This window comes from Azotobacter bryophylli, from assembly GCF_042643485.1.
Lineage (GTDB): Bacteria > Pseudomonadota > Gammaproteobacteria > Pseudomonadales > Pseudomonadaceae > Azotobacter > Azotobacter bryophylli.
The window spans coordinates 38,304-60,237 of the sequence record NZ_JBHRSJ010000012.1; the positions used below are offsets into that span (position 1 = coordinate 38,304).

A 21,934-nucleotide genomic window follows, 5' to 3' on the forward strand; every position below is an offset into this window, starting at 1 on the left:
GCCCATGCTAAACTCCCCTCCCCTTTCGTCACCCCGCGCACATCCCCGGGAGATTCATGGCCAAACGCCAACTCAGCCGCCGACAAAGCTGGCGCATCGAAAAGATCCAGGAAGAACGCGCCTCCCGCGCCGCCCGGCGCGAGTCCCGTGCCCTTGAAGAGCTGGAAGGCGGCGATCTCGGTCCGGAGCAGACCGGCCTGGTGATCGCCCACTTCGGCGTGCAGGTCGAGGTCGAGGCGGACGACGGCGAACTGGCCGGCCAGGTCTTCCGTTGCCACCTGCGCGCCAACCTGCCGGCGCTGGTCACCGGCGACCGGGTAGTCTGGCGCGCCGGCAACCAGGGCATCGGCGTGATCGTCGCGCAACTGCCGCGGCGCAGCGAGCTGTGCCGCCCCGACATCCGCGGCCAGCTCAAGCCAGTGGCGGCCAACGTCGACCAGATCGTCATCGTCTTCGCCCCGCTGCCCGAGCCTCACGCCAACCTGATCGACCGCTACCTGGTCGCCGCCGAGCACGCCGGCATCCGTCCCCTGCTGCTGCTGAACAAGGCCGACCTGATCGACGAGGCCAACGCCGACCAGCTCGGCGCCCTGCTCGCGACCTACCGCCAGCTCGGCTACCCGCTGCTGGAGGTGTCGGCTCACCAGGGCGACGGCATGGAGCGACTGCAGGCGGCCCTGAACGGGCACGTCAGCGTTTTCGTCGGCCAGTCCGGGGTGGGCAAGTCGTCGCTGGTCAACAGCCTGCTGCCCGGGGTGGACACCCGCGTCGGCGCCCTCTCGGAACTCACCAACAAGGGCACCCACACCACCACCACCGCCCGGCTGTTCCACTTTCCCGGCGGCGGCGAACTGATCGACTCCCCCGGCATCCGCGAATTCGGCCTGGGGCACGTCGACCGCGGGGATGTCGAGGCCGGTTTCATCGAGTTCCGCGACCTGCTCGGCCACTGCCGCTTCCGCGACTGCAAGCACGACCGCGAGCCCGGCTGCGCCCTGCTCAAGGCGCTGGAGGAGGGCCGCATCCAGCCGCAACGGATGGCCAGCTACCGGCACATCCTCGCCAGCCTGCCCGAACCGGAATACTGAGCGGGCCTCCCGCCGAATTGCCGACGGGCTGCGGGCTTTGGCTACAATGCCCGCCTTCACCCCCTTGATTGGAGCCACCCATGGCCGACTTCGCCACGCTGCCGCTGGTCATCGAACCGGCTGATCTGCAAGCCCGCCTGGGCGCGCCGGAGCTGATCCTGGTCGATCTGACCAGCGCCGCCCGCTATGCCGAGGGCCACATCCCCGGCGCCCGCTTCGTCGATCCCAAGCGTACCCAGCTCGGCCAGCCGCCGGCGCCCGGCCTACTGCCGCCGCAGGAGCAGCTGGAAAGCCTGTTCGGCGAACTCGGTCATCGTCCGGATGCGGTCTACGTGGTCTACGACGACGAGGGCGGCGGCTGGGCCGGCCGCTTCATCTGGCTGCTGGACGTCATCGGCCATCGCCGCTACCACTATCTGAACGGCGGCCTGCGCGCCTGGCTGGCGGAAGAGCGCCCGCTGTCCCAGGACATTCCGGCGCCGGCCGGCAGCCCCGTGGCCCTCACGCTGCACAGCGAGCCGACCGCCACCCGCGAGTACCTGCAAAGCCGACTCGGCGCCGCCGATCTGGTGGTATGGGACGCCCGCTCGCCCCAGGAATACCGCGGCGAGAAGGTCCTCGCGGCGAAAGGCGGCCATGTGCCCGGTGCGATCAATTTCGAATGGACCGCCGCCATGGACACGGCCCGCGCCCTGCGCATCCGCGAGGACATCGCCGAATGCCTGAACGGCCTGGGCATCACCCCGGACAAGGAAATCGTCACCCACTGCCAGACCCATCACCGCTCCGGCCTCACCTACCTGATCGCCAAGGCCCTGGGCTACCCGCGGGTCAAGGGCTATGCCGGCTCCTGGGGCGAATGGGGCAACCATCCAGACACGCCCGTAGAGATCTGACGATGCGCCTGAAAGACCGCCTGTTCGTTTCCAGCCAGTACCTGCTGCCCCACCACCTGATCTCCCGGGCCGCCGGCTGCCTGGCCGAGTGCAGCAACGCCTGGTTCAAGAACGCCTTCATCCGCTGGTTCGCCCGACGCTTCCAGGTCGACATGCGCCAGGCCCTGATCGAGGACCTGACCGCCTACGAAAACTTCAACGCCTTCTTCACCCGCGCCCTGAAGGATGGCGCCCGGCCGCTGGACAGCACGCCGGGCGCCATCCTCAGCCCGGCCGACGGCACCGTCAGCCAGATCGGCACGATCGAATACGGCCGCATCTTCCAAGCCAAGGGCCACAGCTTCAGCCTGCTGGAGCTGCTCGGCGGCGACCAGCGGATCGCCGAGCCCTTCATGGGCGGCGAGTTCGCCACCGTCTACCTGTCGCCGAAGGACTATCACCGCGTGCACATGCCGCTGGCCGGCACCCTGCGCGAGATGATCTACGTGCCGGGCCGGATCTTCTCGGTCAATCAGGTCACCGCCGAGAACGTCCCCGAGCTGTTCGCCCGCAACGAACGGGTGGTCTGCCTGTTCGACACCGAACTCGGGCCGATGGCCGTGGTGCTGGTCGGCGCGATGATCGTCGCCAGCATCGAGACGGTCTGGGCCGGCCTGGTCACGCCGCCCAAGCGCGCCCTGAAGAGCTGGCGCTACGACGAGGCGGCGCGCGCGCCGATCCATCTGGAGAAGGGCGCCGAATGCGGCCGCTTCAAGCTGGGCTCGACCGCCATCGTCCTGTTCGGCCCGGGCCAGGTGCAATGGCATGCCGAACTGGGCGCCCTGAGCCCGGTACAGATGGGCCAGGCGCTCGGCCACGAGCGCTCTTCCGAGCACTGATCCGCTCCCGCGGGACACCGGTCACAGCCCGACGCGACCGGTGTCCCCCAACGGGCCGGAAGGCTTTGACTCCCCCCGACGGCCACTGTAGATTCCGGCCACTTCCCCTGTCTTCTGCCAGGCACCTTGCCTGCCAGCACGCCCAGCCGCGGCTGAGTTCAAAGTTATGGCCATCGAAAAGAAAACCGTCCGCCTGCTGATCCTGGAAGATTCGCAGAACGAAGCCGAACGCCTGGTCAGCCTGTTCCGCAACGCCGGCAGCGCGACCCGCGTGCATCGGCTGACGTCCAGCGAGGATCTCGCCGAGGCGCTGCAGCAGAGCTGGGACCTGCTGATCGCCGCGCCGAGCAGCGAGAACCTCAGTCCTGCCGAGGCGATCGCCAGCATCCGCCGACAGCTCAAGGACATTCCCATCGTCCAGCTGGTCCAGGACAACGATTCCGACCTGATCACCGAAGCCCTCGCCCTCGGAGCCCAGGATGCCCTGCCCGTCGGCGAGGACGAGCGCCTGATGCTGGTCGCCCGGCGCGAGCTGGCCAACCTGGAGGAGCGCCGGGCGCGGCGGGCCGCCGAAATCGCCCTGCGCGAGGCCGAGAAGCGCTGCCAGCTGCTGCTCGACAGCTCGGTGGACGCCATCGCCTACGTGCACGATGGCATGCATATCTATGCCAATCGCGCCTATCTCCAGCTCTTCGGCTACGAAGAGGCCGACGAACTGGAAGGGATGCCGATGATCGATCTGATCGCCGGCCAGGATCAGGCCCGCTTTCGGGACTTCATCAAGAACTACGCCAGCGCCGCGGACGTCAGGGAGCTGCAATGCAACGGCATCCGCGAGGATGGGCATCAGCTCCGACTGCGCATGAGCCTGTCTCCCGCCAGCTACGACGGCGAGCCCTGCATCCAGGTGGTGATGCGCAACGAAAGCAACAGCGAGCTGGAGGAGAAACTGCGCGAGATCAGCACCCAGGATCTGGTCACCGGCCTGTACAACCGCAACCATTTCATGGAACTGCTGGATGAAGCCACCAAGCGTGCGGTCAGCGCCAGCCAGGCCGCCTGCCTGTGCTACATCCACATCGACCGCTATCCCCAGCTGAAGGCCGAACTGGGCCTGGCCGGCTTCGATCGGCTGCTGGCCGACCTGGCCGATCTGCTGCGCGCCCACTTCGGCGAAACAGCCCATCTGGCCCGCTTCGCCGACGACGTGTTCGCCACGCTGCACGACGCCGTGACGCCGGAGCAGGCCCGCGCCGGCCTGGCCACGCTGCTGAAGAAGGCCGAGGGGCATCTGTTCGAAGTCAACGGCCGCACCGTGCAGATCACCCTGTCGATCGGCGTCGCCGGTCTCGACGAGATGACCGCCAAGGCCCAGGACGTGATCGACCGTGCCCACCGCTGCGCCGATGCATTGGATGGCGGCAACGCCCTGAAACTCTACGATCCGGCCGAGGAGCTGGCCGCCGCGGCCAGCCGCGGCAGCATCGTCGCCATGGTCAGGCAGGCGCTGGAGCTGGACGGCTTCCGCCTGCTGTTCCAGCCGATCATCAGCCTGCGCGGCGAGGCCACCGAACATTACGAGGTGCTGCTGCGCCTGCTCAATCCGCAGGGCGAGGAAGTGGCGCCGGCCGATTTTCTCGGCGCCACGATGGAGGCCGGGCTGGCCGAGACGCTGGATCGCTGGGTCATCCTGAACGCGATCAAGCGCCTGGTTGCGCACCGGGCGAAAGGCCACGACACGCGCCTGTTCATCCACCTGTGCGCGGCCACCCTGCAGGACCCGAGCCTACTGCCCTGGCTCGGCGCCGCACTCAAGGCCGCGCGGCTCCCCTCCGATGCGCTGGTCCTGCAGTTCAACGAGAGCGACGCCACGACCTACCTCAAGCAGGCCAAGGCCCTGACCCAAGGCCTCGCTGAACTGCATTGCCAGAGCGCCCTGATCCATTTCGGCTGTTCGACCAATCCGTTCACCGCACTCAAGCACCTGCCCGTCGACTACGTGAAGATCGACGGTTCCTTCCTCAAGGACCTCGACGAGGAGCCGAACCGGGAAAGACTGAAGTCCCTGCTGCACGACCTGCACGCCGAAGGCAAGGCGACCATCGTGCCTGACATCGAGAACACCTCGGTGCTGGCACCGCTCTGGCAGGCCGGAGCCAGCTACATCCAGGGCTACTACCTGCAGGGGCCCAGCGCCGAGATGAACTACGACTTCCCCGCCGAGGGTCAGTGACCGTCGGTCGCCGGGGCGTCCGCCGCCCCGGCAAGCCGGGCTTACGCGTTATTGGCTGTCGCGGTCGCGATGGCCGATCAGATAGAGGATGCCGTCCAGCCCGAGGTTGGTGATCGCCTGCCTAGCCGAGCGCCGGACCAGAGGCTTGGCGCGGAAGGCCACGCCGAGACCGGCCAGGCCGAGCATCGGCAGGTCGTTGGCGCCGTCGCCGACGGCGATGGTCTGTTCCAGGGACAGCCCTTCCTGCTGCGCCAGCTGGCGCAGCAGGTCGGCCTTGCGCTGGCCGTCGACGATCGGCTCCACCGCCACGCCGGTGACCAGGCCGTCGACGATCTGCAGCTCGTTGGCGAACACGTAGTCGATGCCCAGCTTCTGCTGGATCTGCCGGGCGAAATAGGTGAAGCCGCCGGACAGGATCGCGGTCTTGTAGCCCAGCCGCTTGAGCTCGGCGAACAGCACCTCGGCACCCTCGGTCAGGCGCAGGGAGGCGCCGATATCCGCCAGCACGGTTTCCGGAAGCCCCTTGAGCAGCGCCAGGCGCTCCTTGAAGCTGGCGCGGAAATCCAGCTCGCCGCGCATCGCCCGCTCGGTGATGGCCGCGACCTTGTCACCGATCCCAGCGGCCTTGGCCAGTTCGTCGATGACCTCCGCCTCGATCAGCGTCGAGTCCATGTCGAACACTGCCAGACGGCGGTTGCGGCGGTACAGGCTGTCGCGCTGGAAACCGATGTCGACGTTCAGCTCCTGGGCGGTGAGCAGGAGCTCCTCGCGCAGCGCCTCCGGATCGGCCGGCTCGCCGCGCACGGAGAACTCGATGCAGGCCTTGCTGCGGGCCGGCGGGGCGTCCAGCGGCGGACGCCCGGAGAGGCGGTCGATGCGCTCGATCTCGAGCCCGTGCCTGGCGATGCTCGAGCTGACCCGCTCGAGCTGTCCGGCGGTCACCTGGCGCGCCATCAGGGTGACGATGTAGCGCGGCCGGCCCTGACCGCCGACCCACTGCAGGTATTCGACTTCGGAAACCGGGGTGAAACGCACCTGCTGATTCAACTGATGGGCGGCGAACAGCAGGTCCTTGAACAGTGCCGAGGCATTGCCGGGGGCCGGGATCTCCACCAGGATGCCGAACGACAGGGTTTCATGGATGACCGCCTGGCCGATGTCGAGGATGTTCACCCCGCACTTGGCCAGCACGCCGGTAATGGCCGCGGTCAGACCGGGACGGTCCTCCCCGGTGATATTGATCAGGACAATCTCGCGCAAGGCGCAGCTCCCATAAGCGAAGAAGCCGCGCATTCTATCAGGCCCGGCAGCCAGCGCAGCAGCACCGCGACAGGAGTACCCCGGGGTTTTTCCATGCCGACGCCTTTGCTGCTTCCGGCGGGACACGGGCTTTCCGTATACTGCCCGTCCCTCCCCATCAAGAGCCGAGATCTGTGAACCGGCCAGCGTCCGTCAGACCCGACAACCTCTTTCTGCTACTGTTCCGCGCATTGCGCCACCGCCGCGTGCCCTTGGTGCTGCGCGTCGTCTGCCACAGCCTGCTGCTGGTGATACTCGCACTGCTGGTCTACTCTTGGGTGGTCACCATGCAGTTCAAGCACGCCATGCAGCAGCAGGCCGATGCCCTCGGCCAGAGCCTGCTCAGCCAGACCGCCGCCTCAGCCACCGAGCTGCTGGTGTCGAACGATCTGCTCAGCCTCAACGTGCTGCTGAGCAACCTGGTGAAGAACCCGCTGGTCGCCCACGCGGCGATCTACAGCGTGGACAACCGCATCCTCGCCGAATCGGGCTCGCGCCCGCAGCAGAACCTGCTGGGCGAGGAGCCGGGCCTCTACTCGGCGCCGATCACCTTCCAGGAAGTGATCGCCGGCCACCTGCGCATCAGCCTGGACATGCAGCAGTTCCAGCTGCCGATGACCCTCAGCCTGCAGAACATGGGGCTGCTCAGCCTGATCCTGCTGGCCGCGACCTTGGCCCTGAGCCTGCGCCTGGGGCGGCATATCTCCACGCCGCTGCTACAGTTGCGAGTCTGGCTGCGCGCCCCAGAAGCCCCTGCCCCCGCGGCAGGACGCCAGGACGAGATCGGCGATCTGGCGCGCCAGCTGCAGGCCATGCTGGTGCCGGAACAGCTGGAGACCGACGAGCTCGACGAGGACGCGGAAACCGACGAGGAGCCGCTCGACGAGGCCCCCGCCCGTCTCTCCCCGCTGGCGGCCAGCCGTCGCGATGACGACGACTTCGACCTGCCGACCATCGGCGAGCGCCCGCGGCCGCACCAAGCCCGCGCACCCCGGCAGCACGATTTCGACGAGGATTTCGATCTCGACGAAGAGCCGTCCGTATCCGGCCCCCAACCGTCGCAGCCGATCCCGGACGCCCGGGAAAGCGCGATCCTGGCGGTCCACCTCGGCCCGCTGGAGCAGCTCAGGAAGCTGCCCCGCGAGCAATTGCTGGAGCTGCGCCAGCGCCACCGCGACTGCCTGGAGCGAGCCGCCGAGCTATACCGCGGCGAGCTGCACCCGCTCAACGAGGGTAGCAGCCTGCTGCTGTTCCATCGCCGCGAGATCGGCAACGATTACCTGGCCGACGCCCTCTGCTGCGGCGAACTGTTGCGCGCGCTGCACCAGGACCTGCGAAGCGAGGCGGCGGACAGCGGAGTCACCCTGCAACTGCAGCTCTCCGAAACCCGGGGCGAAAACCTGTTCGGCCTGAGCCAGGCCAAGCTCCTGCTCAGCACAGGCGTCCAGGAGGCCCTGACCCTGTCGCAGCACAGCCGCAACCAGCTGCTGCTGGATCACGAGATCGGCGACGACCCGCAGGTGCGCCAGCGGGCCCGGGTCCGCCCGGTCGCCACGCCGACGGGCACCGCCGCCGGCATCGAACGTCTACTGGAGCCCTACGCCGCCCGCCAGGGACGCCAGCTGGAAAGTCTGCGCGAATCCCGCCCGAGCGCCTGAGCCCCGATCTTTGCCGCGCCGAAGGACTCCCCGGCGCGGCAAAGGTGACCTTCTTCACGATTCTCTCCTCGTCGACCGCTGCGCGGTTGCCTTCCCCCCTGTGCGCCGCTACTTTGCCGGCCAAGTGACATCACAGGGAGCACCGCGGTGCGAGACGACCTTGCCTTCTACTTTGCCGGCGTACCGGCCTTCGCCCTCTATTTCGGCGCCGGCCTGCTGATGCTGGCGCTGTTCGGCCTGATCTACACCGCCCTCACCCCGCACAAGGAATGGCAGCTGATCCGCACCAACGTCCCGGCCGCCGCGCTGGCCTTCGGCGGCAGCCTGCTGGGCTTCGTCCTGCCGCTGGCCAGCGCCATGCGCGAATCCGTCAGCCTGCTGGACTTCCTGCTCTGGGGACTGGTGGCGCTGATCGCCCAGCTGCTGACCTTCGCCCTGCTGCGAGCGCTGATTCCCGGCCTGGGGCAACGCATCGGCGACAACGAGATGGCCAGCGGCATCCTGGTGGCCCTTTCCTCCGTCTCGGTCGGCGTGCTCAACGCCGCCGCCATGAACGGCTGAGGAGCGCCCGATGAAACGCAGCAAGGCCATGCGCCTGGTACTGGTCGGCAGCACCCCGCTGATGCTCGCCGGCTGCGGGCAGTCCCACCCGGGCTACCTCTACCGCAGCGAAGCCTCGTGCATCGCCGCCGGCGTCTTCAGTGGCAGCGTCTGCCAGCAGGAGCGCGCCCAGGCGGAGTCGGTCCACCAGCGACATGCGCCGCGCTACCTGAACCAGCAGGAGTGCGAAGCGGACTTCGGGGCCGGGGGTTGCGAGCCCATTCCCGGAGCCGGCATCCAGCACAGGGCGACGGTGGCCGGCTATCTGGTCGGCCGCGAGCCATATCCGGACGCGGCGAACCGGGGCAACGGCCGCCTCTTCACCAGCCAGCCGCTGTACCGCGCGCAGGACGACCTCCAGTACCTGCGCAGCGCCTGCAACAGGCGGATCGGCGACCATGAAGGCCCGGTCAAGGTGAGCATGGCCGACATCCGCACCCCGGCCTCCCCTCTGGTCAGCCGTGGCGGCTTCGGCGCCGGCGCTTACCGCTATTCGAACTGTGGCAGCTGATGCAACGGATTCCCCAACACGAACGGCCGGACTGGTTCGCCCAGGCGGAATGCCTAGGCTTTCGCTTCCATACCATCGACGGCCAGCCCTACTGGGACGAGCGAGCCGCCTACCGTTTCAGCTTGCAGCAGATCGAAGTGGACTTGGAGGCGCCGACCGAGGAGATCCACGCCATGAGCCTGGCGCTGGTCGAGGAGATCGTCGCCAGCGAGGAGCTGCTGGACCGCCTCAGGGTGCCGGAGCACTTCCGCGAGCCGCTGGCCGCCAGCTGGAGCCGCCGCGAACCGCACCTCTACGGACGCCTGGACCTGGCCTATGACGGTCGGGGGCCGGCCAAGCTCTTCGAGCTGAACTACGACACCCCGACCGCGCTCTACGAAGCGGCCTTCTTCCAGTGGCTGTGGCTGGAACAGCAACAGCAGAACGGCGAGCTGCCGATCGCCGCAGATCAGTTCAATTCAATCCAAGAATGCCTGATGGAGCGCTTCGCCGGGATCTCCGTGCAGCAGCCGCTGTATTTCGCCTGCGCCGGAGACTCCCCGGAGGATCGCGGCACGGTGGACTACCTTCGCGACATCGCCAACCAGGCCGGCCACGAGACGCGGCATATCGACATCGAAGCGATCGGCCTCGATCGCCTGGGCGGCTTCGTCGACCTGGAAGATCAGCACATTCCCACCCTGTTCAAGCTCTATCCCTGGGAGTTCATGCTGGAAGAGGATTTCGGCCAGCACATCGGCCGCTCCTTCACCCGCTTCATCGAGCCGCCCTGGAAAGCCGTGCTGAGCAACAAGGGCATCCTCGCCCTGCTCTGGGAGCGCCACCCCGGCCATCCCAACCTGCTTCCGGCCTACTTCGAGGATGCCCCCGGCGCCACCCTCCCCCCCGGTTGGGTACGCAAGCCGCTGCTCTCCCGCGAAGGGGCCAACGTCCAGCTGCACACTCTGGATGGCCAGCGCCTCGCCGTTCCCGGCCCCTACGACGGACCGGCGATCCGCCAGGCCTGCCACCCGCTGCCCTGCTTCGACGGCCACTACCCGGTGATCGGCAGCTGGGTGGTAGGCGACCGGGCCTGCGGCATCGGCATCCGCGAGGACGCCACCCTGGTCACCCAGGACAGCTCGCGCTTCCTGCCCCACTTCATTCTCGACTGAGGCGACCGCCTCTGGCGCGCCCGCGCCGGTCGGGAAGCTGCGCACCATCCTGCCGACGAACGCGCACCGCAACGGGGCAGCCGGGCGGCCGTCCCCGCGCCGGAGCGGCTCCGTTCCGCTTTTTCTACCTGATTGCGGCCGATGGCATCTATCCTGCTTGGAAACCTGACAGGCGATCGTGGCCCGGCCGGCCGAAAGCGGCGGCTTCGACCACGGGGAGCTGCCCTCTCACGCGGCAGCCCCATGGACAGCCTGTCAACCACCAAAACACCGGAGTTGCCGATGGATTTTCTGAACACCCTGGTCAATGGACTCAATGCCCTGGTCTGGGGCCCGCCGATGCTGGTGCTGATCCTCGGTACCGGACTCTTCCTGCTGTTCTTCCTCAGGTTCATGCCCTGGCGCAACATTCCCAACGGCTTCCGCCTGCTGTGGCAGGGCCGCCAGAAAGGCGACGACGAGAGCGGCGAGATCAGCCCGTTCCAGGCGCTGATGACCTGCCTGGCCGCCACCGTCGGCACCGGCAACATCGCCGGCGTGGCCACGGCGATCGCCCTGGGCGGCCCCGGCGCGGTGTTCTGGATGTGGTGCACGGCTCTGGTCGGAATGGCCACCAAGTACTGCGAAGTGGTGCTGGCGGTGCACTACCGCGAGAAGGACGAGCGCGGCGAGCACGTCGGCGGCCCGATGTACGCGATCAAGAACGGCCTGGGCCGGAAGTGGGCCTGGATGGGCGGAGCCTTCGCCCTGTTCGGCGGACTGGCCGGCTTCGGCATCGGCAACATGGTCCAGGTCAACAGCATGGCCGACGCCCTCAACGTCGCCTTCGGCGTGCCGGACTGGGTCACCGGCGTGGTCACCATGGCCATCACCGGGCTGGTGATCCTCGGCGGCGTGCGACGCATCGGCAAGGTCGCCGAATCCCTGGTGCCCTTCATGTGCATCAGCTACATCATCGCCTCGGTCAGCGTGCTGATCATCAACTACCAGGCCATTCCCGGTGCCTTCGCGCTGATCTTCGAGCACGCCTTCAGTCCTGCGGCGGCCGCTGGCGGCTTCGCCGGTGCGGCGGTGATGGCGGCAATCCGCTACGGCGTCGCCCGCGGCATCTTCTCCAACGAGGCGGGCCTCGGCACCGCTGGCATCGCCCAGGCGGCCGGAACCACCAGTTGCGCGGTGCGCTCGGGCCTGATCGGCATGCTCGGGACCTTTATCGACACGCTGGTCATCTGCAGCATGACCGCCCTGGTCATCCTCACCTCCGGCCTCTGGAACAGCGGCCAGAGCGGTGCGGCCCTGTCCTCGGCGGCCTTCGAGAGCGCCATGCCCGGCATCGGCAACTCCGTGCTGGCGCTGGCCCTGGTGATCTTCTGCTACACCACCATCCTCGGTTGGAGCTACTACGGCGAGCGCTGCTGGGAATACCTCGCCGGCACCCGTTCGATCCTGCCGTTCCGCGTGCTCTGGGTGGCGGCCATCCCCTTCGGCGCCCTCGCCCATCTGGAGTTCGCCTGGCTGGTCGCCGACACCCTCAACGGCCTGATGGCGATTCCCAACCTGATCTCGCTGCTGCTGCTCAGCCCGGTGGTGATCAAGGTCACCAACGCCTACTTCGCCGAGCGCCGTCAGCAGGGCCTGGCCTTCGGCCACGGTCGCTGACGCCACGTCCGCCCGCGCAGGCAGCGATGCTCCCCGCTGCCTGCAGCGCCCGGACCGCCCATCCCCTACCAGCCCCTTCGCCGGAAAATCCGGAACTCCCCCGCCTCGCCTCATTCAGAATCCAGGCAGGCCGAGCGACGCCTCGGTCTCGGGTCCCCATCCACGCGAGGATAACGGCATGACCAAGAGCACCAATCCGGGCAACTTCGCCAATGACCGTGAAAGAGCATCCACCGCCGGGCGCAAGGGCGGACGCAACAGTGGCGGCAACTTCGCCAACGACCCGCAGAAAGCCTCCGAAGCCGGCCGCAAAGGTGGCAGGAACAGCCACGGAGGCGGTCGGCACTGACCGCAGTCCAGGCGGGGACGGACTCCCGCCTTCGTTCGTAACGACGTTTCTTGCGCAGAACTTGCACCGCCCCGGCTTCCAGCCGAAGCTATGCGCCTCCCTCCAGGAGTGCCGCATGGACCTGACCGAACTCACCCGCCGCCTGCACGCCATTCGCGATGCCAACGACTGGCGCCGTTTCCACAGCCCGAAGAACCTGACCATGGCCGCCAGCGTCGAGATGGCCGAGCTGGTGGAGATCTTCCAGTGGCTCGGCGAAGACGAATCGCGCCACCTGCCCGCCGACCAGCTGGCCCACGCCGGCCAGGAGATCGGCGACGTCGTCCTCTACCTCCTGCTGCTCTGCGCCGAGCTCGGCCTGGACATGGACGAGGTGGTGCGCGCCAAGCTGGCCGATACCGAACGGCGCTACAAGCCATGACGGGACAAGCCGGAGACCGCCATTTCGACCAGCTCGCCGTGCGCTTCGCCGAGAAGATCTACGGCGGCGCCAAGGGCGCGATCCGCCTGGCCGTGCTCCAGGCCGACCTCGCCGAAGTCCTGCCCGGGCGGCCGCTGCGGGTGCTGGACGTCGGCGCCGGGCTCGGCCACATGGCGCTCTGGCTGGCCCAGCACGGCCACCAGGTGACCCTGGCCGAGCCGGCCGCGCCGATGCTCGAGGGCGCCCGCCAGCGCTTCGCCGAGGCCGGACTGCAGGCCACCTTCCTGCAGGCCGCCTGGCAGGAACTGCTCGGCCGGCTCGACGCGCCCTACGACCTGGTGCTCTGCCATGCGGTGCTGGAATGGCTGGCCGAGCCGCACAGCATTCTGCCGGTGCTGCACCAGCTCACCGCCGCCGACGGCTGGCTGTCGCTGGCCTTCTACAACAAGGACGCGCTGATCTACCGCAACCTGCTCAAGGGCCACTTCCGCAAGCTGCGCCGCGAGGAATTCGCCGGCGAAGGGCAGAGCCTGACCCCGCAGCGGCCGCTGGACCCGCGCGAGCTGGAAGCGCAGATGAACGCCAACTGGCACATCGAATGCCGCAGCGGCGTGCGCGTGTTCCACGACTACATGCCGGCGGAGTTCCAGGCCAAGGCGGAGCTGCTCGACCTGCTGGAGATGGAACTGGCCTACCGCCGCCATCCCGGCTTCCAAGGGCTCGGCCGCTACCTGCACTGGCTCTGCCGGCCCCGTCCGGTCTGCTAAGCTTGATAGCAGTCACTTCCGTCGGTCCGGGCGCGCGACGATACTTGAGCGAGACACCCGGACGTCATGGGGATCGTATGCGTCGCCTGGCCATGCTGTCGTTCTGCCTCGCACTCGGCGCCTGCCAGAGCCCCAACCCCTACCGCGCCGAATCCGCGCCGCTGCCGCCGGCGCCCGCCGCCGCGGCCACGACCTTCGACCGCTCCGCCTATCCGGCGCCGACACGGGACTACGCCCGCTACCGCAACTGGGCCTGGCTCGACGACCGCCCGCCGGGCGGCGGAGCCGACGTGGATCCGGCCCTGTTCCAGGAAGCCCTCGGCGCCGCCCTCGACCAGCGCGGCCTGCGCCCGGCGCAGGCGGGCGCCCGGGCGGATCTGCGGGTCGCCGCCGCGGTCAGCCTCGAGCACCGGGTCCGCCAGTACTACGACGACTACTACGGCTATCCCTACCCGTACCCGGGCGGTTATTACGGCTACGGCCGCTACTGGAACGACTACGGGCTGTGGGGCAGTGTGCCGATCGTGCGCAACTACGAATACGATGCGCTGGTGGTGCGCGTCGAGCTGTTCGACGGCGCCGACGGCCAGCGCGTCTGGAGCGGCTACGGCGAGAGCGACGACGGCGATGCCGGCGCCGAACATGCCAAGCCCCTGCGCAAGGCGATCCGTCGCGCCCTCGAAGGCTTCCCACCCTAGATCACACCGTCCGTCCTGCAATCGGAGAAGTCATCATGTCCGTCCGCCTGCTACTGCTGCCGCTTATGCTCCTGCTGGCCGCCTGCCAGAGCACCCGAATCGAGCGGGACTTCGATCCGGCGCGGGATTTCGGCGCCTACCGCAGCTGGAGCTGGCAGGAGCCGGCGGTGCAGTTCCGCCCCAACGACCCGCGCCTGGACAGCAGCCTGACCGAGCAGCGCGTCCGCGCCGCCGTCGCCGATCAGCTCGAACAGCGCGGCCTGCGCCAGGCGCCGCCCGGCAGCGTCGGCGATCTGAAGGTGCAGGCGTGGATGATCGTCGACCAGCGGCATACCCAGGTCACCAACTATTCCGGCGGCTACTGGGGCAGCCCCTGGAACCCCTACTGGGGCATGCCCTCCTACAGCGAAACCCGCACCTTCGACTACCAGGTCGGCACCCTGCTGATCAACCTGCTCGACGGGCACGACGGCAATCTGGTCTGGCGCGGCAGCGCGGAGAAGGTGGTGCGCCGAGGCAACGCCAGCCCGGAGGAGCGCACCGAGGCCATCCGCGAGGCGGTCGCCCGGGTTCTCTCCCTGTACCCGCCCCGCTGAGCGGCCGGCAGGCCCCGGCGGGGCTCGGGACACAGTATCCGCTGGCACCGTGCGGCACCCGCCACTAGTTTTTCCCCTACGCGACGGCCACAGCCCCTGCCGCCCCAGGACGGGCAGCCGCCTGCACGGTCCGGACGCGTCCCCACGCCCACACCCCGCCCACGAGGAGCCCTGCCCCGAACGCCAGGTCCGGCACAGCGAAGAGATCAAGGAGGACCCATGCACCAGCCCGCCATCCGCCGACAGAACGGCGGATACCGCTTCATCGAAGACCCGATCCGCATCTGCGAACCCCAGGCCGACTGGCCGCAGCACTACCGGGCCGAGGCACGGCGCCTCGGCCTGCGGCTCGAGCGGCATGGCCTGTACGGGGTGCGCATCGAGCATTTCGGCAGCACCTCGGTGCCCGGCCTGGCGGCCAAGCCGATCATCGACATCATGCTGCTGCCGCCCCCCGGCTGCGACTGGGGCCGACTGCGCGCCCCGCTCGCGGAGTGCGGCTATCTGCTGCGGCACGACAACCTGCAGCCGCCGCGAATGTTCTTCGTCAAGGGCCGCCTGCCGGGAGCACAAGTGCGCACCCACCATGTCCACGTGCTGACCCTGAGCGAAGCGGAAAAGCACCTGATGTTCCGCGACCACCTGCGCTGCCATCCAGCGGACGTGGAAGCCTACGCCCGGCTCAAGCGGCACATGGCCAGCCAATATGCCCTCGACCGCGAGGCCTATACCCGCGGCAAGGGCGACTTCTTCGCCCGCACCCTCTGCCGCTTCCTCGGCAGCGAGAGCCGTCACGTGAGCGGCTTCGACCAGGGCGGGCCGCAACCGCAGGGATATGGCGGAAGGCAGTAGGAGTCGAACCTACCCAGGAACGGCTGCCGTCCCCAACCGGGTTTGAAGCCCGGCCGCGCCACCGGACGCGAATGCCTTCCTCGACTCTGGCGCCCGCCTCAGCCGCGGGCGCATTCCCGCACTAGGGCGCTGTCGCGGCGCACCCGGCGCTCGTTGCCGAAACGGCGGGTCAGGCCGATGCGGTCGAAATGCTCGAGCAGCTGGATGCAGCGCTTGCGGCCGAGCTGGATGCGGTCGCGCAAGGCCGCCGCGCGGACCGCGCCCTGCTGCGTCTCCAGCGCCAGCACCTCGGCGGCCAGCCGGCGCAGGGTCGCCTCCGGATAGAACAGGTCGCGGACCACCTGCTGCAGCAGACCCAGCCGCGCCAGCTTGCGCAGCAGCAGGCGCATCGCGCCCTCCTCCACCGCCAGGGCACGGGCCAGATCGCGCACCCAGGGCGGATCGAAGCGCCCGGCCTCGAGCAGCGGCCACAGGCGCGCCCGCAGCGCCTCTTCGGCCTCGCTCAGGCGTACCCGATGCTCCGGGCGGTGCAGCCAGGGGCCGCTCGCCTCGATCCGCCCCGCGGCCAGCGCCTCCTCCAGCAGGGCGAGGAACACCGCCCGCTCCAGTTCCGGCAGGCAGTAGCGGCGCAGACGGTCGCGGTCGGGGCCGAGCTCGTCCGGCTGCTCCCGGTGAAAACGCTCGAGCCCCTCGACCAGCCGTTCGCCGAGCCGCCGCCAGCAGTGACGCTCGAACAACCGCGGGCCGATCCGGGTGGCGATCTCGCAGGCGCCCTCCGGCAGCCGCCAGCCCGGGCGCGGGCGGTTGAACTGGCGCGCCAGCGCCAGCGGGTCGAGGCCGTTGTCGGCCTGCTCCAGCAGGAGCGGCAGGGCCTGCTCCAGAGCGCCGCCGGCGAGCGCGGCGAGCTGCGCCAGGCGCATCGCGCTGCGCCGCTGGCGCGCAGGCGGGTTGGGATCGAGCACCCGTCCGCCGCCCTGGGTGCGCCGGGCCGACTGGTCGCGCAGCACCAGGCGGTCGCCGTGCACGGCGTGCAGCGGCGCATCGAGCAGCAGCTGGGCCAGCATGCGCCCGCCCGGCGCCAGGCTGCCGCCCTCCAGTAGAGCGACCCGCCCCATGGCCTCACCGGCGCCCAGGTGCACGTGCAGCGGCGTCCAGTGGCCGAGGGCGCGGCGCTCCTCCGGCAGCAGGCGCAGCTCGATGTCCAGGCGGACGCTCGGCGCATGCAGGACCTCGTCCAGCAGCCAGTCGCCGCGGCGGATCTGCGCCAAGGAAAGGCGCTCCCCGGCCAGATTCAGCGCCAGCCGCTGGCCGGCCCGCCCCATATCCGCCGCGCGGTTCTGCGCGTGCAGCCCGCGCACCCGCACTTGGCGGCCGGAAGGGCTCAGCAGCAGCTCGTCGCCGACCGCGACCCGTCCGGCGAAGGCGGTGCCGGTGACTACCACGCCGGCGCCGCTGACGCTGAAGGCGCGATCGATGGCCAGGCGGAAGTGGCCGGCGTCGCTGCGTGCCTGGATGTGGCGAGCCTCCACGGCCAGGGCCTGACGCAGCGCCCCGACGCCCGCGCCCGTGACGCTGGACAGCGGAAACTGTGCGGCCCCGGCGAAGGGCCCCGGCGCCAGCAGCGCCGCGACCTCCGCGCGTACCGCCTCAATGCGCTCGGGCACCGCCCGGTCGATTTTGCTCAGCGCCACCAGGGCCTTGGGGATGCCGAGCAGTTCGGCGATCGCCAGGTGCTCGCGGGTCTGCGGCATCACCCCGTCGTCGGCCGCCACCACCAGGAGCAGCAGGTCGATGCCGCTGGCGCCGGCCAGCATGTTGCGGACGAAGCGCTCGTGCCCCGGCACGTCGATGAAGCCGGTCGGCTCGCCGCCGCCCAGATCGGCGTAGCGATAGCCCAGGTCGATGGTGATGCCGCGCTCGCGCTCCTCGCGCCGGCGGTCCCCCGCCTGGCCGGTGAGCGCCGCCAGCAGCGCGGTCTTGCCGTGGTCGATGTGCCCGCCGGTGCCGACGATCATTCGAGGTCAGCCCGCAGCTGCGCCAGCTGGGCGAGGAAGGCCGGCTCGTCGTCCAGCTGGCGCAGGTCGAGCCACAGTGCGTCGTCGGCCAGGCGACCGAGCACCGGGATCGGCAGGCCTCGCAGCGCCTCCTCCAGCCGGCACAGGGCGCGCCCGCGCAGCCGCCGGGGCAGCAACGGGCACAGGCGCAGCGCGGCGCTGGGCAATCGCGCCAGCGGTTGCGAACCGCTGCCGATCATGCCCGGGGCATCCGCCGCGGCGACCTGCCAGGCCGCGCCGAGGACGTCGGCGAGTGGCGGTGCCAGGCACTCGGCCTGGGCGCGGATATCCGGCTGCGGCCGGGCCAGCAGGCGCAGGCTGGTGAGCCGCTCGGCGAGGCGGTCGGGATCGCGGTAGAGGCCGAGCACCGCCTCCAGAGCGGCCAGGGTCAGCTTGTCCACCCGCAGGGCGCGCTTGAGCGGGTTCCGCTTGATGCGCCGGATCAGTTCGCGGCGACCGACGATCAGCCCGGCCTGGGGGCCGCCGAGCAGCTTGTCGCCGCTGAAGGTGACGATGTCCGCACCGTCCGCCAGGGCCTGCTGCACCGTCGGCTCGGCCGGCAGGCCCCAGCGGCTCAGATCGACCAGGCTGCCGCTGCCCAGGTCCTCCAGCAGCGGCAGGCCGTGGGCATGGGCGATGCCCGCCAGCTCGGCGGTGGGCACGCTGGCGGTGAAGCCCTGGATGCTGTAGTTGCTGGCGTGCACGCGCATCACCAGGCCCGTGCGCGGCCCGATGGCGTCCCGGTAGTCCCGCGGGTGGGTGCGGTTGGTGGTGCCGACCTCGACCAGCTTCACCCCGGCGCGGGCCATGATGTCCGGAATGCGGAAGGCGCCGCCGATCTCGATCAGCTCGCCGCGGGAGATGATGCCCTCCCGGCGCGCGCCCAGGCTGTTCAGCGTCAGCAGCACGGCAGCGGCGTTGTTGTTGACCACGGTGACCGCCTCGGCACCGGTCAGCTCGCGGATCACGCCCTCGATCAGGTCGTCGCGGTCGCCGCGCTTGCCGGTCGCCAGATCGAATTCCAGGTTGAGCGGATGGCGGGCGGCCCGGCAGATCGCCTCGACCGCCTCCTCCGGCAGCAGGGCGCGGCCGAGATTGGTGTGCAGCACCGTGCCGGTGAGGTTGAACACCCGCCGCACGCGGCTGGCGTGCCTGCGCGCCAGACGTTCGCCGGCGCGCCCGGCGAGCACCGCCTCGGACAGCTCCAACGCCGCCAGCCGGCCGTGCCGCGCCGGCTCGCGCAACTCGTCGAGCAGGTCGCGCAGGGTCTTCAGCAGCGCCGTCCGCCCGTAGCGCTGCGCCAGCGGCGCGCAGGCCGCGGCCTGCAGCAGGCGGTCCAGGGAAGGCAGGCGGGCGCTGGTCATGGCGCAGCGCCCGGGAGATTCGCCGTGCGGGAGACCGGCAGGCAGGAGGCCGTCTGGGTCCGACCGGGTTCGAGAAGCATGCCTGGCACGCAGGACTCCTTTTCTTCGCTTGTCCCCGCAACCAGCATAGACGCAGTGGTCAGGACCCGCTCCGTCGCCGCCGCGTGGCCGCTCCCCGCAAGCTGGCCTATGGTGTTCTGGTCGAGGTCCCGCCTCTGCGGACCACTGAGGGAGCCCAGCATGAACCGGATCATCGCCTGCATCGACGGCTCCTCGGCTGCCTCGGCCGTCTGCGACTGCGCTATCTGGGCCTGCCGGCGCACCGGCGCGCCGCTGACCCTTCTCCACGTGCTGGACCGCGGGCGCTATCCGGAGCCGGGCGATCTCAGCGGCGCCATCGGGCTCGGCAGCCGCGAGCAACTGCTCGACGAGCTGTCCAAGCTCGACGAGCAGCGCGGGAAGCTGGCCCTGGAGCAGGGCCAGCTGATGCTCGAGGCGGCCGGTGCGCGCGTCCTGGCCGCGGGCCTGGAAGCGCCGGAGCTGAGCCAGCGCTATGGCGATCTGGTCGAGGTCCTGCAGGAACTGGCCCCGCAGATCCGCCTGCTGGTGATCGGCCGCCGCGGGGTGAAGAGCCGGCAGCAGGGCCTGCACGTCGGCAGCCATCTGGAAAGCGTGACCCGCACCCTGCAACGGCCGATGCTGATCGTTCCGGAGACGTTCAAGGAGCCCGGCAGCCTGCTCCTGGCCTACGACGCCAGCCCGAACGCCCAGCTGGCGGTGCGCATGCTGGCCGCCAGCCCGCTGTTCAAGGGCCTCCCGCTGCACCTGCTGATGGTCGGCAAGGACAGCGAGGAGCATCGCGAGGCGCTGGCCGACGCCGAGGAATTGCTGGAAAACGCCGACTTCCTGGTGACCACGGAGATCCGCAAGGGCGAGGTGGAGCAGACCCTGCTCGACTACCAGCAGGAGCACGGTCTCGACCTGCTGGTGATGGGCGCCCACGGCCATTCGCGGATTCGCCAGTTCTTCCTCGGCAGCACCACCCACCACATGCTGCGCATCTCGACCACACCGCTTCTGCTGCTGCGCTGAAAACGCCGCGGCGCCGGGTTATGCTTGGCCGGTTTTTCCCGGCCAGGCCGCCCTTTGCGCAGAGACATCCACAATGCAGGTAGAAAGCTTCTTCGAATGGCTCGGCGAGGCGCTGGGCGCCCTGATCCGCTTCGTCGTCGAGGCCCTGGGCGGCGTGTTCGACGCCATCGCCCGCGCCGGCAGCGGCTTTCTCGAAGGCCTGTCGCGCACCCTGGGCATGAACCCTTCGCTGCTCGGCATCATCGCCCTGATCGTCGGCCTGTCCCTGCTGGTCGCCGGCGTCCGCGCCCTGCTCCGCCGCGCCTTCGTCGGCGGGCTGATCCAGCTGCTGCTCGGGCTCTGGCTGCTCAGCTGGCTGATCCAGTGAGCGACGGCACGGCTCTGGACGGCCGCCCGGCCGGGAGCGGCTGGACGGCCCTGCGCGACGCCTGGCGCCATGCGCCGAGCCAGCGACGGGTCGCCGCGCTGGCCCTGCCGATGATCCTCTCCAACCTCTGCGTGCCGCTGGTGGCCCTGGTCGACAGCGCGGTGGTCGGCCATCTGCCGCAGGCCGACCAGCTCGCCGCGGTAGCGGTGGGCGGCAGCCTCTACACCCTGCTGAGCTGGGCCTTCGGCTTTCTGCGCATGGGCACCACCGGCTTCGCCGCCCAGGCCTGCGGCCGCGCCGACGGCGCCGCGCTGCGCCTGGTGCTGCTGCAGGGACTCGTCCTCGGCCTCGCCTTCGCCCTGCTGCTGAGTCTGCTGGCGCTGCCCTTCGGCAGCTTCGCCCTCGCGCTCATGCGGCCCTCGGCGGCCCTGGACGCCCTGACCCGCGACTATTTCGACATCCGCCTGTGCGGCCTGCCGGCGGTGCTGGCCGGCTATGCGCTGATCGGCTGGCTGCTCGGCACGCAGAACGCCCGCGCGCCGCTTGCCATGCTGCTGGCCACCAGCCTGATCAACGTGGTGCTGGACCTGTGGTTCGTCTTCGGCCTCGGCTGGGGCGTGCCGGGCGCCGCCTGGGCCTCGGTGCTCGCCGAATGGAGCGGCGCCCTGCTCGGCCTGCAGCTGGCGAGGAGAACCCTGGGGCGTTTCCCCGGCCGCCTGCCACGGGCGGCCCTGCTCCGCTGGCGGAACTGGCGTCCGCTGCTGGCGGTGAACCGCGACATCTTCATCCGCAGCCTGCTGCTGCAGCTGGTGTTCTTCCTGCTCACCGTGCAGGGCACCCGTCTCGGCGATACGACGGTGGCGGCCAACGCCCTGCTGCTCAACGGCCTGCTGCTCTGCGCCCACGCCCTCGACGGTCTGGCCCATGCCCTGGAAGCCCTCTGCGGACACGCCGTCGGCGGTCGCGACCGCCTCGCCCTGCGCCGGGCGCTGGTGGTCGCCGGCGGCTGGTCGCTGCTGGCCAGCCTGGGCTTCGCCCTGTTCTTCCTGTTCGCCGGCGAGGCTTTCGTCGCCCTGCAGACCGATATCCCGGCGGTGCGCCGCCAGGCCCTGGCCTTCCTGCCCTATCTGGCGGCGCTACCGCCGATCGCGGTGTGGAGCTACCTGCTCGACGGCCTGCTCATCGGCGCCACCCGCGCCCGCGAGATGCGCGACGCCATGCTGCTCGCCGTGCTCCTGGCGCTACCGGCGGCCTGGCTGCTGCGGGAGCTGGGCAATCACGGCCTGTGGCTGGCCTTTCTCGCCTTCATGGCCCTGCGCGGGGCGGCGACAGGCCTGTTCGCCCGGCGCCTGTGGCGCCAGGGGCTGGCGGAACAGGGCCAGAGAGCCGGGTGAATCA

The 21,934-nt window shown here is 69.8% G+C and carries 21 protein-coding genes and 1 tRNA gene; 18 read left to right on the forward strand and 4 right to left on the reverse strand.

Translation table 11 applies throughout. From position 1 onward, the window contains the following. Nucleotides 1–56 precede the first annotated feature (56 nt). The 4 genes from rsgA to ACFOJE_RS06390 all read left to right on the forward strand — a co-directional run bounded on the left by rsgA (nucleotide 57) and on the right by ACFOJE_RS06390 (nucleotide 5,095). Nucleotides 57–1,088, forward strand: a complete 1,032-nt coding sequence (gene rsgA / locus ACFOJE_RS06375) for a small ribosomal subunit biogenesis GTPase RsgA (RefSeq protein ID WP_377813451.1) — start codon at nucleotides 57–59, stop codon at nucleotides 1,086–1,088. An 80-nt stretch (nucleotides 1,089–1,168) separates the two neighbouring features. Then, nucleotides 1,169–1,984, forward strand: coding sequence for a thiosulfate sulfurtransferase (gene rhdA, locus ACFOJE_RS06380; RefSeq protein WP_377813452.1), 816 nt, complete (start codon nucleotides 1,169–1,171; stop codon nucleotides 1,982–1,984). Between the two features lie 8 nt (nucleotides 1,985–1,992). Then, entirely contained in the window at nucleotides 1,993–2,862 is an 870-nt protein-coding gene (asd, locus tag ACFOJE_RS06385) for an archaetidylserine decarboxylase (RefSeq protein ID WP_377813876.1), read from the forward strand. 166 nt (nucleotides 2,863–3,028) lie between these two features. After that, nucleotides 3,029–5,095: an EAL domain-containing protein gene (locus tag ACFOJE_RS06390; RefSeq protein ID WP_377813453.1), complete on the forward strand. Its 2,067-nt coding sequence runs from the start codon at nucleotides 3,029–3,031 to the stop codon at nucleotides 5,093–5,095. Between the two features lie 48 nt (nucleotides 5,096–5,143). Here ACFOJE_RS06390 and serB read toward each other — a convergent pair whose 3' ends face one another. Then, nucleotides 5,144–6,355, reverse strand: a complete 1,212-nt coding sequence (gene serB, locus ACFOJE_RS06395) for a phosphoserine phosphatase SerB (protein WP_377813454.1) — start codon at nucleotides 6,353–6,355, stop codon at nucleotides 5,144–5,146. A 173-nt stretch (nucleotides 6,356–6,528) separates the two neighbouring features. Between serB and ACFOJE_RS06400 the strand changes: the two genes are divergently transcribed. From ACFOJE_RS06400 to ACFOJE_RS06450, 11 genes are all read left to right on the forward strand, one after another. Next, the gene (locus ACFOJE_RS06400; protein WP_377813455.1) at nucleotides 6,529–8,052 is read left to right on the forward strand and encodes an AhpA/YtjB family protein; all 1,524 of its coding nucleotides are present in this window, start codon (nucleotides 6,529–6,531) and stop codon (nucleotides 8,050–8,052) included. A gap of 147 nt (nucleotides 8,053–8,199) precedes the next feature. Further along, nucleotides 8,200–8,613, forward strand: coding sequence for a DUF350 domain-containing protein (locus ACFOJE_RS06405; protein WP_377813456.1), 414 nt, complete (start codon nucleotides 8,200–8,202; stop codon nucleotides 8,611–8,613). Nucleotides 8,614–8,623: 10 nt separating this feature from the next. Beyond that, entirely contained in the window at nucleotides 8,624–9,163 is a 540-nt protein-coding gene (locus tag ACFOJE_RS06410) for a DUF1190 domain-containing protein (protein ID WP_377813457.1), read from the forward strand. Further along, nucleotides 9,163–10,317 (forward strand): glutathionylspermidine synthase family protein, encoded by a 1,155-nt coding sequence (locus tag ACFOJE_RS06415; RefSeq protein WP_377813458.1) that lies wholly within the window; start codon nucleotides 9,163–9,165, stop codon nucleotides 10,315–10,317. The genes ACFOJE_RS06410 and ACFOJE_RS06415 overlap by 1 nt, the downstream gene beginning before the upstream one ends. A gap of 282 nt (nucleotides 10,318–10,599) precedes the next feature. Beyond that, a complete protein-coding gene (locus ACFOJE_RS06420; RefSeq protein WP_377813459.1) occupies nucleotides 10,600–11,976 on the forward strand; it encodes an alanine/glycine:cation symporter family protein in 1,377 nt (458 codons plus the stop codon). 178 nt (nucleotides 11,977–12,154) lie between these two features. Then, complete coding sequence (locus ACFOJE_RS06425) at nucleotides 12,155–12,325, forward strand: con-10 family general stress protein (protein ID WP_377813460.1); 171 nt, start codon at nucleotides 12,155–12,157, stop codon at nucleotides 12,323–12,325. A gap of 115 nt (nucleotides 12,326–12,440) precedes the next feature. Continuing rightward, complete coding sequence (locus ACFOJE_RS06430; RefSeq protein WP_377813461.1) at nucleotides 12,441–12,746, forward strand: MazG-like family protein; 306 nt, start codon at nucleotides 12,441–12,443, stop codon at nucleotides 12,744–12,746. After that, nucleotides 12,743–13,513: a methyltransferase domain-containing protein gene (locus ACFOJE_RS06435; RefSeq protein WP_377813462.1), complete on the forward strand. Its 771-nt coding sequence runs from the start codon at nucleotides 12,743–12,745 to the stop codon at nucleotides 13,511–13,513. The genes ACFOJE_RS06430 and ACFOJE_RS06435 overlap by 4 nt, the downstream gene beginning before the upstream one ends. Before the next feature lie 77 nt (nucleotides 13,514–13,590). Then, nucleotides 13,591–14,211 (forward strand): DUF4136 domain-containing protein, encoded by a 621-nt coding sequence (locus ACFOJE_RS06440; RefSeq protein WP_377813463.1) that lies wholly within the window; start codon nucleotides 13,591–13,593, stop codon nucleotides 14,209–14,211. Between the two features lie 35 nt (nucleotides 14,212–14,246). After that, entirely contained in the window at nucleotides 14,247–14,807 is a 561-nt protein-coding gene (locus ACFOJE_RS06445) for a DUF4136 domain-containing protein (protein WP_377813464.1), read from the forward strand. A gap of 219 nt (nucleotides 14,808–15,026) precedes the next feature. After that, the gene (locus ACFOJE_RS06450; protein ID WP_377813467.1) at nucleotides 15,027–15,659 is read left to right on the forward strand and encodes a GrpB family protein; all 633 of its coding nucleotides are present in this window, start codon (nucleotides 15,027–15,029) and stop codon (nucleotides 15,657–15,659) included. On the opposite strand, the gene ACFOJE_RS06455 is transcribed toward ACFOJE_RS06450, so the two are convergent. The 3 genes from ACFOJE_RS06455 to selA form a co-directional block, all read right to left on the reverse strand. Further along, a tRNA-Sec gene (locus ACFOJE_RS06455) sits at nucleotides 15,644–15,739 on the reverse strand. The two genes, ACFOJE_RS06450 and ACFOJE_RS06455, sit on opposite strands and share 16 nt — an antisense overlap. An 18-nt stretch (nucleotides 15,740–15,757) precedes the next feature. Beyond that, complete coding sequence (selB, locus tag ACFOJE_RS06460) at nucleotides 15,758–17,674, reverse strand: selenocysteine-specific translation elongation factor (protein ID WP_377813468.1); 1,917 nt, start codon at nucleotides 17,672–17,674, stop codon at nucleotides 15,758–15,760. Then, nucleotides 17,671–19,077 carry an L-seryl-tRNA(Sec) selenium transferase gene (gene selA, locus ACFOJE_RS06465; RefSeq protein WP_377813469.1) on the reverse strand — a complete coding sequence of 469 codons (1,407 nt, stop codon included), beginning with the start codon at nucleotides 19,075–19,077 and terminating at the stop codon, nucleotides 17,671–17,673. Before selA ends, selB begins: the two co-directional genes overlap by 4 nt. A gap of 240 nt (nucleotides 19,078–19,317) precedes the next feature. Here selA and ACFOJE_RS06470 point away from each other — a divergent pair, with 240 nt between their 5' ends. The 3 genes from ACFOJE_RS06470 to ACFOJE_RS06480 all read left to right on the forward strand — a co-directional run bounded on the left by ACFOJE_RS06470 (nucleotide 19,318) and on the right by ACFOJE_RS06480 (nucleotide 21,930). Then, nucleotides 19,318–20,169, forward strand: coding sequence for a universal stress protein (locus ACFOJE_RS06470; RefSeq protein WP_377813470.1), 852 nt, complete (start codon nucleotides 19,318–19,320; stop codon nucleotides 20,167–20,169). A 73-nt stretch (nucleotides 20,170–20,242) separates the two neighbouring features. Further along, nucleotides 20,243–20,536, forward strand: a complete 294-nt coding sequence (locus ACFOJE_RS06475; protein WP_377813471.1) for a hypothetical protein — start codon at nucleotides 20,243–20,245, stop codon at nucleotides 20,534–20,536. A 50-nt stretch (nucleotides 20,537–20,586) separates the two neighbouring features. Beyond that, nucleotides 20,587–21,930 (forward strand): MATE family efflux transporter, encoded by a 1,344-nt coding sequence (locus tag ACFOJE_RS06480; protein ID WP_377813878.1) that lies wholly within the window; start codon nucleotides 20,587–20,589, stop codon nucleotides 21,928–21,930. Nucleotides 21,931–21,934 lie beyond the last annotated feature (4 nt).

What these genes read in the sequence shown, in the direction of transcription:
- ACFOJE_RS06450 (WP_377813467.1), top strand. Translation starts at nt 15,027, where the DNA reads ATGCACCAGCCCGCCATCCGCCGACAGAACGGCGGATACCGCTTCATC.
- ACFOJE_RS06445 (WP_377813464.1), top strand. Translation starts at nt 14,247, where the DNA reads ATGTCCGTCCGCCTGCTACTGCTGCCGCTTATGCTCCTGCTGGCCGCC.
- ACFOJE_RS06390 (WP_377813453.1), top strand. Translation starts at nt 3,029, where the DNA reads ATGGCCATCGAAAAGAAAACCGTCCGCCTGCTGATCCTGGAAGATTCG.
- ACFOJE_RS06430 (WP_377813461.1), top strand. Translation starts at nt 12,441, where the DNA reads ATGGACCTGACCGAACTCACCCGCCGCCTGCACGCCATTCGCGATGCC.
- selA (WP_377813469.1), bottom strand. Translation starts at nt 19,077, where the DNA reads ATGACCAGCGCCCGCCTGCCTTCCCTGGACCGCCTGCTGCAGGCCGCG.
- ACFOJE_RS06475 (WP_377813471.1), top strand. Translation starts at nt 20,243, where the DNA reads ATGCAGGTAGAAAGCTTCTTCGAATGGCTCGGCGAGGCGCTGGGCGCC.
- ACFOJE_RS06410 (WP_377813457.1), top strand. Translation starts at nt 8,624, where the DNA reads ATGAAACGCAGCAAGGCCATGCGCCTGGTACTGGTCGGCAGCACCCCG.
- selB (WP_377813468.1), bottom strand. Translation starts at nt 17,674, where the DNA reads ATGATCGTCGGCACCGGCGGGCACATCGACCACGGCAAGACCGCGCTG.
- ACFOJE_RS06420 (WP_377813459.1), top strand. Translation starts at nt 10,600, where the DNA reads ATGGATTTTCTGAACACCCTGGTCAATGGACTCAATGCCCTGGTCTGG.
- rhdA (WP_377813452.1), top strand. Translation starts at nt 1,169, where the DNA reads ATGGCCGACTTCGCCACGCTGCCGCTGGTCATCGAACCGGCTGATCTG.
- ACFOJE_RS06415 (WP_377813458.1), top strand. Translation starts at nt 9,163, where the DNA reads ATGCAACGGATTCCCCAACACGAACGGCCGGACTGGTTCGCCCAGGCG.
- ACFOJE_RS06435 (WP_377813462.1), top strand. Translation starts at nt 12,743, where the DNA reads ATGACGGGACAAGCCGGAGACCGCCATTTCGACCAGCTCGCCGTGCGC.
- ACFOJE_RS06425 (WP_377813460.1), top strand. Translation starts at nt 12,155, where the DNA reads ATGACCAAGAGCACCAATCCGGGCAACTTCGCCAATGACCGTGAAAGA.
- ACFOJE_RS06440 (WP_377813463.1), top strand. Translation starts at nt 13,591, where the DNA reads ATGCGTCGCCTGGCCATGCTGTCGTTCTGCCTCGCACTCGGCGCCTGC.
- rsgA (WP_377813451.1), top strand. Translation starts at nt 57, where the DNA reads ATGGCCAAACGCCAACTCAGCCGCCGACAAAGCTGGCGCATCGAAAAG.
- ACFOJE_RS06470 (WP_377813470.1), top strand. Translation starts at nt 19,318, where the DNA reads ATGAACCGGATCATCGCCTGCATCGACGGCTCCTCGGCTGCCTCGGCC.